Source organism: Trinickia sp. (genome assembly GCF_051961175.1).
Lineage (GTDB): Bacteria > Pseudomonadota > Gammaproteobacteria > Burkholderiales > Burkholderiaceae > Trinickia.
The window spans coordinates 1-7751 of sequence record NZ_JBQCDN010000081.1; the positions used below are offsets into that span (position 1 = coordinate 1).

At 61.2% G+C, this 7751-nt stretch carries 9 protein-coding genes; 6 read left to right on the forward strand and 3 right to left on the reverse strand.

Annotation, left to right across the window (positions count from 1 at the left end):
• The 5 genes from ACTHL0_RS04380 to rbsD all read left to right on the forward strand — a co-directional run.
• Window positions 1-535, forward strand: a 535-nt coding sequence (locus ACTHL0_RS04380) for an ATP-binding cassette domain-containing protein (protein ID WP_440565368.1), incomplete at its 5' end; no start/stop codon positions are given.
• Window positions 532-1530, forward strand: a complete 999-nt coding sequence (locus ACTHL0_RS04385) for an ABC transporter permease (protein WP_440565369.1) — start codon at window positions 532-534, stop codon at window positions 1528-1530. The genes ACTHL0_RS04380 and ACTHL0_RS04385, both read left to right, overlap by 4 nt.
• Before the next feature lie 36 nt (window positions 1531-1566).
• The gene (locus ACTHL0_RS04390) at window positions 1567-2577 is read left to right on the forward strand and encodes a LacI family DNA-binding transcriptional regulator (RefSeq protein WP_440565370.1); all 1011 of its coding nucleotides are present in this window, start codon (window positions 1567-1569) and stop codon (window positions 2575-2577) included.
• Window positions 2578-2609: 32 nt separating this feature from the next.
• Complete coding sequence (rbsK, locus tag ACTHL0_RS04395) at window positions 2610-3557, forward strand: ribokinase (RefSeq protein WP_440565371.1); 948 nt, start codon at window positions 2610-2612, stop codon at window positions 3555-3557.
• Window positions 3558-3569: 12 nt separating this feature from the next.
• A complete protein-coding gene (gene rbsD, locus ACTHL0_RS04400; protein WP_440565372.1) occupies window positions 3570-3968 on the forward strand; it encodes a D-ribose pyranase in 399 nt (132 codons plus the stop codon).
• 128 nt (window positions 3969-4096) lie between these two features.
• Here the strand turns inward: rbsD and ACTHL0_RS04405 are convergent, their stop codons facing one another.
• Together ACTHL0_RS04405 and ACTHL0_RS04410 are read right to left on the reverse strand one after the other, a co-directional pair.
• A complete protein-coding gene (locus ACTHL0_RS04405) occupies window positions 4097-4837 on the reverse strand; it encodes a sulfite exporter TauE/SafE family protein (protein WP_440565375.1) in 741 nt (246 codons plus the stop codon).
• Window positions 4838-4944: 107 nt separating this feature from the next.
• The gene (locus ACTHL0_RS04410) at window positions 4945-5346 is read right to left on the reverse strand and encodes a hypothetical protein (protein WP_440565376.1); all 402 of its coding nucleotides are present in this window, start codon (window positions 5344-5346) and stop codon (window positions 4945-4947) included.
• Between the two features lie 494 nt (window positions 5347-5840).
• On the opposite strand from ACTHL0_RS04410, the gene ACTHL0_RS04415 reads away from it, so the two are divergent.
• Window positions 5841-6821, forward strand: a complete 981-nt coding sequence (locus tag ACTHL0_RS04415; RefSeq protein ID WP_440565373.1) for a glycoside hydrolase family 26 protein — start codon at window positions 5841-5843, stop codon at window positions 6819-6821.
• A gap of 188 nt (window positions 6822-7009) precedes the next feature.
• On the opposite strand, the gene ACTHL0_RS04420 is transcribed toward ACTHL0_RS04415, so the two are convergent.
• Entirely contained in the window at window positions 7010-7714 is a 705-nt protein-coding gene (locus tag ACTHL0_RS04420; protein ID WP_440565374.1) for a succinate dehydrogenase iron-sulfur subunit, read from the reverse strand.
• Between the last annotated feature and the right edge of the window lie 37 nt (window positions 7715-7751).

A 7751-nucleotide genomic window follows, 5' to 3' on the forward strand; every position in this document is an offset into this window, starting at 1 on the left:
CGCCTTGATTACCGAAGACCGCAAGAGCGAGGGGTTGATGCTCACGCAGTCGATCGCGTCGAACCTCGCGCTGAACAACTTCGGTGCCGTCTCGCGCTTCGGCTGGGTCGACGGCGGCCGCGAACGCGCGCTCGCCAAGCGGCACATCGACGCCATGCGGATACGCTGCGCCGGCGAACAGCAGCCGGTGGGCGAACTGTCGGGCGGCAATCAGCAGAAGGTCGTGATCGGACGGTGGCTCGAACGGGATGCCGATGTGCTTCTGTTCGACGAACCGACCCGCGGAATCGACGTCGGCGCGAAATTCGAAATCTATAGCCTGCTCGGCGAAGAGGCGAGGAAAGGCAAGGCGCTGGTGGTCGTATCGAGCGAACTGCGCGAGCTGATGCTCATTTGCGACCGCATCGGCGTGATGTCGGCCGGCCAGCTGGTTCGTATTTTCGATCGCGACGAATGGACCCAGGACGATTTGCTGGCCGCAGCGTTTTCCGGCTACGCGAAACGTGACGCACTATTGACGAGAGAAGCATCATGACGATTTCCTCAAATACGCCTGTCGACGTCGCCGCGCCCGAAGTCAAAGGCCGCACGCGCGTGGAGCTCACGAGCTACCTCGGCCTCGTCGGCGCGCTGGTGGCGATGATCGCGCTGTTTTCGGCGCTCAGTTCGCATTTCTTCACGTACGAAACGTTCGTGACGATCGCCAATCAGATTCCCGATCTCGTGGTCATGTCGGTGGGCATGACGTTCGTGCTGATCATCGCCGGGATCGATCTGTCGGTCGGCTCCGTGCTCGCGCTTTCCGCTTCGGCCGTGAGCGTGGTCGCGTTGCAATGGCATTGGAGCGCGATCCCGGCGGCGTTGGCGGGCCTCGTCGTGGCCGCGCTGGCCGGCAGCTTGACGGGGCTGGTGACGGTGGCATGGCGCATCCCGTCATTCATCGTCTCGCTCGGCGTGCTCGAAATGGCGCGCGGGCTCGCTTATCAACTGACGAATTCGCGCACGTCTTACATCGGCAGCACGTTCGATTGGCTGGCCAATCCGTTCGCGGCCGGCATTTCCCCCGCATTCCTGATTGCGATGGCCGTCATGGTCGTGGCGCAGCTGGTGCTGCGGCGCACTGTGTTCGGCCGCTGCCTTATCGGTATCGGCACGAATGAAACCGCGGTACGATTGGCCGGTATCGATCCGCGTCCGTATAAGGTGATCGTCTTCGCGCTGATGGGCGCGCTGGCCGGGCTCGCTTCGCTGTTTCAGGTGTCCCGGCTTGAAGCGGCCGATCCGAACGCGGGCGCGGGTATCGAATTGCAAGTGATCGCGGCAGTCGTGATCGGCGGTACGAGCCTCATGGGCGGGCGCGGTTCGGTCATCAGCACGTTCTTCGGCGTGCTGATCATCTCGGTGCTCGCGGCCGGGCTTGCCCAGATCGGGGCGAACGAGCCGACGAAGCGAATCATTACCGGCGCGGTCATCGTCATCGCTGTCGTGCTAGATACCTATCGCAGCCGCCGTAGCGCGAGCCGTGATTAAGGACAGGCGGAATAGAAGTCGGAACACAACAAGATCATGTGGACGATCCGAGACGTAGCGAAGCGGGCAGGCGTGTCGTACACGACGGTGTCTCATGTCCTGAACAACACGCGTCCCGTGAGCGACGACAAGCGCGCACGCGTGCAGGCGGCGATCGCCGAGATGCACTATGTGCCGTCCGCGCCCGCTCGCTCGCTGAAGGCCAAAGCGACGTCGACGATCGGCCTCGTCGTGCCGAACAACACCAACCCGTACTTCGCGGAGTTCGCGCGCGGCATCGAAGGCTCGCTCAAGCGGCGCGGGTATCGCGTATTCCTGTGCAATTCCGACAATAACGTCGTCACACAGCGCGAATGCCTGCGAGCGTTGCATCAAAACCGCATCGATGGGCTGATCGTCGCCTCGGTCGACGATAACGAGTCGATCGCCGAGGATTTGAAGGCCGTGCGCGTGCCCGTCGTGATCGTCGATCGCCCCGTCGCCGGGCTCGATGCGGATCTGGTCCAGATCGATCACGAGGCCGGCGCCATGATGGCGACACATCATCTGCTCGATCTCGGTCATACCCGCATCGGTTGCATTGCCGGAGAACGCGAAACGGCCGTGAGCGCGATACGTGTCGCCGGTTTCAAGCGCGCGATGGCGGAGCGCGGTGTGGAGGTCTTGCTGGGGGCGATCGTTGAAGGCAACTTCACATGCCCGGGCGGATATGCCGCGGCGCGCGAGCTGTTCGACACCGTGGCACCGACGGCCATTTTTGCGAGCAACGACATGATGGCGATCGGCGCCTTGCGTGCCGCCGCCGAACGCGGGCTTCGCATTCCGGCCGACTGTTCGATCGTCGGCTTCGACGATATCGAAATGAGCCGGTACGTGTACCCGGCGTTATCGACTGTGGGGCAGGCGATATTGCGGCTTGGCGATGCGGCCGCCAATACGTTGCTCGAACGGATCCACGGAATTGTCATCGGCCCCGCGCGTACGCATCTGATCGAACCGCGCTTGCTGGTGCGTGAGTCCAGCGCGCCCTTGGCGGTTTCAAAGTGACGTCAATCCAATTCAATCGACCCATGACATCGATGAAAACAACAGCAGTGGGGCAGCAAGCCGGCCGTGTCACGGTAGTCGGCAGCCTGAATATGGATCTCGTGATCCGCGCGCCGCGTTTGCCGAAAGAGGGCGAGACGCTGGCCGGGCGTTCGTTCGTCAATGTACCGGGCGGCAAGGGCGGCAATCAGGCGGTCGCGGCGGCGAGGCTGGGGGCGCAGGTGGCGATGATCGGATGCGTTGGCAACGACGATAACGGCAGGCAACTCGTTGCGGGTCTGCAGCGCGACGGTATCGACTGTAGCGGCGTGGCGACGGATTCGACGCTACCGACCGGCGTGGCGATGATTGTCGTCGACGATGTCGGCCAGAATGCGATCGTCATCGTCGCGGGCAGCAACGGTGCGTTGACGCCTCCCGCCATTGTCGAGCGCGAGCCGGCGATCGCGCAGGCCGATGTACTCGTATGCCAACTGGAAGTTCCGGACGAGACCGTACTGGCCGCAATGAAGATGGCGCGTAAGCACGGCCGGATCGTTGTGCTCAATCCCGCGCCCGCGTTGGGGCCGCTTGAACGTATTTGGCTCGAGTCCGCCGATTTCCTGATCCCGAACGAACTGGAAGCATCGGCGCTTTCAGGCGTGCAAGTCGATTCGCCTGACAGCGCGCGGCAGGCGGCAAGCGTGTTGCAGCAGGCTGGCGCGCGCAACGTGATCATCACGCTCGGCAAGCGCGGCGTGGTGGTGCTGACCGAGGGCGATCAGGCTGGCGACGGCGGCAAGCACTATCTCTCCGCCGAAGTCGAGGCGATCGATACGACGGCGGCCGGCGATACGTTCGTCGGCGGGCTTTGCGCGGCGCTTGCGGCGAAGCGTTCGCTCGACGAGGCGGTGCGTTTCGGTCAAGCCGCGGCGGCGCTATCGGTGACGCGTGCCGGCGCCCAAACGTCGATTCCCTATCTGCACGAAATCACGCTTTAAGCTGCTCCACGAATGAAGAAGACAGATTTGCTCAATAGCGCGCTGTCGCGCCTCGTCGCGACGTTGGGACACGGCGATATGGTCGTGGTGACCGATGCGGGGATGCCCGCGCCGCACGGATCGGGGGCGGAAATCATCGATCTCGCACTCACGCCCGGCGTCCCTGATTTCGCGACCACCGTCCGCGTTTTGCTGAGCGAGATGCAGGTCGAGTCGCACGTCTTGGCGAATGAAACGCTGGCGCGCAACGATGCTTGGCTAGCCAGCGATTGGATGAAGCGGATCGGTTCACGCCAGGTCGTCACGCACGAGGCGCTCAAGCAAATGTCGCATCGTGCACGGGCCGTGGTGCGCACGGGCGAGTGCACGCCGTACGCCAATCTGATTCTGGTGGCGGGCGTGACGTTCTGAAGTGGCGAAGTGCTGAGGCTCTGAGGCTCTGAGGCGTCGAACGGGCTGTCCGCGCACAACGCGGGTAGATCGCGTTGCGCCACGTACCCGTGCCTGGCGATTCGCCCGGCGTTTTCCGCTAGCCGAGATCAGCCGATCGGTTTGAGAAAAAGGCCGATCGTCAACGCAACGCCGATGCAGACGATGGCGATTCGCAGGACGCGCTCGTTCACGCGGCGCAATGCCCACACACCGGCCAAGCCGCCGACGATCGCACCGATACCGAGTGCGATGGCTTCACGCCAGTGAAGTAAGGAAGACGTGACGAAGATCGCCACGGCGGCTGCATTCATCACGCCGGCCAGGGCGTTCTTCGTTGCACCTGCATTGCGCGTGGGCAGCCCTGCCATCGTCAGCGCCGCCATCATCAGAAAGCCTATGCCGCCGCCGAAGTAGCCGCCGTAAATGGCGATCAGGAATTGAACGAATGCGGCGGCAATCGGTGGGAGATGCGTTTTTGTTTCTTGCGCTCGACGGAAGAAACTGCCCCAGGCGAAGACGGCGGTGGCGAACAGCACGAGCCAGGGAACGAGATGTGTGAACACCGAGGAGGGCGTGACGAGCAGCAAGACGCCACCTAGCGCGCCGCCTACGACGCTGACGCCGAACAGGACTGAGAACGGCAACCGGTTCGCACCGGTGACGAGACGTCGTCCGGCCCATCCCGACATGACCTGACCGGGGAAGAGCGCGACCGTGGAAGTGATATTGGCGGCGAGCGGCGTCATGCCCGATACGATCAGGGCGGGCAGCGTGACGAACGAGCCGCCGCCGGCGAGGGCATTTTGAAGGCCGGCCCAAAGGCCGGCCACGACAACGAGAGCGAGCAACATGAATCGAGCGCGAAGAAGAGAGGAACGGGCAGATGCGCGATCCTACCTTATCGAGCGCGTTGGCGAGCGCTAAAGCGTCAAGTCAGTGTCGGTTCACTGCGGATTCACCTGCTACGCCAGCACCGGATGTGTGGCGCCTGCCGGCAATGGCCCAGGGGCCGTTCGCGCTGAAATCCCATCCCACGAAGCTTGCCGGATTGCTCATTTGCGCCGTGGTCAAACCGTTGCTTTGCGGCGCCCCCGCCGTTTTCGAATGCCACGCGGTGGCCCATGCCGATCGAAAAGCTGTTCCAGTCGATTACGCCACGCGATGTGTTCTGGTTGATCGTCAGCGATGCGCCGTTGGCGCTCATCGAGTCGCTTGCGGCAACGAAATGGCCACCGTTCGGCAGCACCTGTGCGTGGACCAGGCAAGGTGCGCCGCATAGCGCCGCAACGGCACCGAGCACCATCGACATCAGGCGCGTGGGTTCAACTGGAAGCCGGCTGCGATGTATTCCTTTCATCTCTTTCCCCGAATGAGTGAGTCGACAAGATTTCTTTGCGGAATGTCTTGCCTCGATCGACTTGAAAGAACGGAAAGTCGATAGCCTCGCGGCCGACTACTACGCACGGAAATTGGATCAATTTCTCTGCAGCTTGAGCGGAAATATATGCGATGGAATCGTGTGGTGGAGGACTGTTTTCAGTTGTTTTTCGCCAAATAGTGTTGGCTCTGTGGAAGTTGGCGCTGTCACTTAAAGATGGACGGTTCTGTATGTTTTAAACGCAATTCATCAATGCGAGAGAAAAGTCGTACGGATGAAGTGACTGGTTAGTCCGTTAGCGTCTGTATACATGCAAAAGTATACGAGAGTAAATGAAATCGATTTTTGTTTTTTAATCCAAACGAATCTGAGATAAAGTCTCGCCAATATGCAAATTCGATAGAGTTGCACCACAGCCGTAACTTGCCGTTCCCTGAAGTCCGCTCAATAGAACGAACTATTTTGAGGCTCCTATGAAAACGAACTTACTCCGTCAGATGGTCGTTTGCGCCGCCTTGATGGCGGGTGCATGCTCCGCCGCCCACAGCGCGGCCATCGGCTTGCATGCCGGGCAAGACGCCGCCATCACGCAATACGACGGTTTCGGCACTTGGCTCGGCAAACCCGTCATGTACCGTGTGACGTTCGCCGACGCGTCTACGTGGGACACTATCGCGTCCCCCTACTTCCTCAGCACGGGGACGAAGGCGTGGCTCGCTTCGAATCCGTCGCGCTACGAGGTCGTCACCGTTCCGCTGATGCCGGATCCGTCGGGAACCATTCCGAACAATCAGGTACAGCAGGACGACGACATGCTGACCGCTATCGCCAACGGCACGTACGACAACTACTTCCGCACGCTGGCCCAGAACCTGGCGACAAAGACAGGCGCGCCTCAGCGCATCATCGTCCGCCTCGGCTGGGAGTTGAACGGGGACTGGTATACGTGGAATGCCTTGGACAAGCCGGCCAGCTATGCGGCGGCATATCGGCATGTCGTACAAACGATGCGCTCGATATGTAACGTCCTGCGTTTCGAATGGAATCTTTCTCGGACGGGCCGGACGTTGACCTGGAGCGACGCTTACCCCGGCGATGATGTGGTCGATGTCATCTCGATGGATGTCTACGACGAATTCAACAAGGGATGGACCGATGTCGTCGGCGGCACCTATGGGCTGACGGAATTCCGGCAGTTCGCGCAGTCACACCACAAATCCGAAGCTTATACGGAGTGGAGCGTGTCGACCAGTACCAATGGCCATGGCGACGATACTGCGTTCGTGCAGGGCATGCATGACTGGATCGTCGCCGGTGGCGCGAATGTGCTCTACCACGGCTACTGGGATACGAACGCCGGTGGTCCCGATGGCGTGATTTACAGCTACTCAAGCACGGCGCCGGTCACCGTTCCGAACTCGGCTGCGCTGTATAAGAAGCTGTTTGGCCAGTAGGAGCCAGTAAGAAATAGCAGCTCGGGGCCGGACGCAACATGCGCAGGACATCTTGCGTCCCGTACGGGGAGAGACAAAGGCCAGCGAGCGCTGGCCTTTGAATGGCGTGCCCGGGCCCGTATTGCATTGTCCCGGGCGGACTACGCAGGCGCGGCACACTGAAGCAGGGTGCCGCGTAAAGCGCTGGCTTAAACCGTACGACGCACCATCAGTTCCTTGATCTTGCCGATCGCCTTCGTCGGATTGAGCCCCTTCGGGCAGACATCGACGCAGTTCATGATCGTATGGCAGCGGAACAGACGGTAGGGATCTTCAAGATTGTCCAAGCGCTCGCCCGTGGCCTGGTCGCGTGTATCGGCGATGAACCGGTACGCCTGCAACAAGCCCGCCGGGCCCACGAACTTGTCCGGATTCCACCAGAAGCTCGGGCACGACGTCGAGCAGCTCGCGCACAGGATACATTCATACAGGCCGTCGAGCTCTTCGCGCTCTTCCGGCGACTGCAAACGCTCCTTCTCGGGCGGCGGCGTGTCGTTGATCAGGTACGGCTTGATCGAGTGGTACTGATTGAAGAATTGCGTGAAGTCGCAAATCAGATCGCGCACCACCGGCAGCCCCGGCAGCGGACGCAGCACGATCTTTTGCGGAAGTTCGTTCAGGTTCGTCAGGCAGGCCAGGCCGTTTTTGCCATTGATGTTCATCGCATCCGAGCCGCACACGCCTTCACGGCACGAGCGGCGGAACGACAGCGTTTCATCCAGCGCTTTGAGCTTCACCAGTGCGTCGAGCAGCATGCGATCGGTCGGGCCCAGATCGAGCTCGTACGTCTGCATGCGCGGCGCGGCATCCTTGTCCGGATCGTAACGATAAATTTCGAAAGTACGTTTTGCCATTTCGCGTGTGTCCTTTGATTTCGCCGGCTTAGAAGGT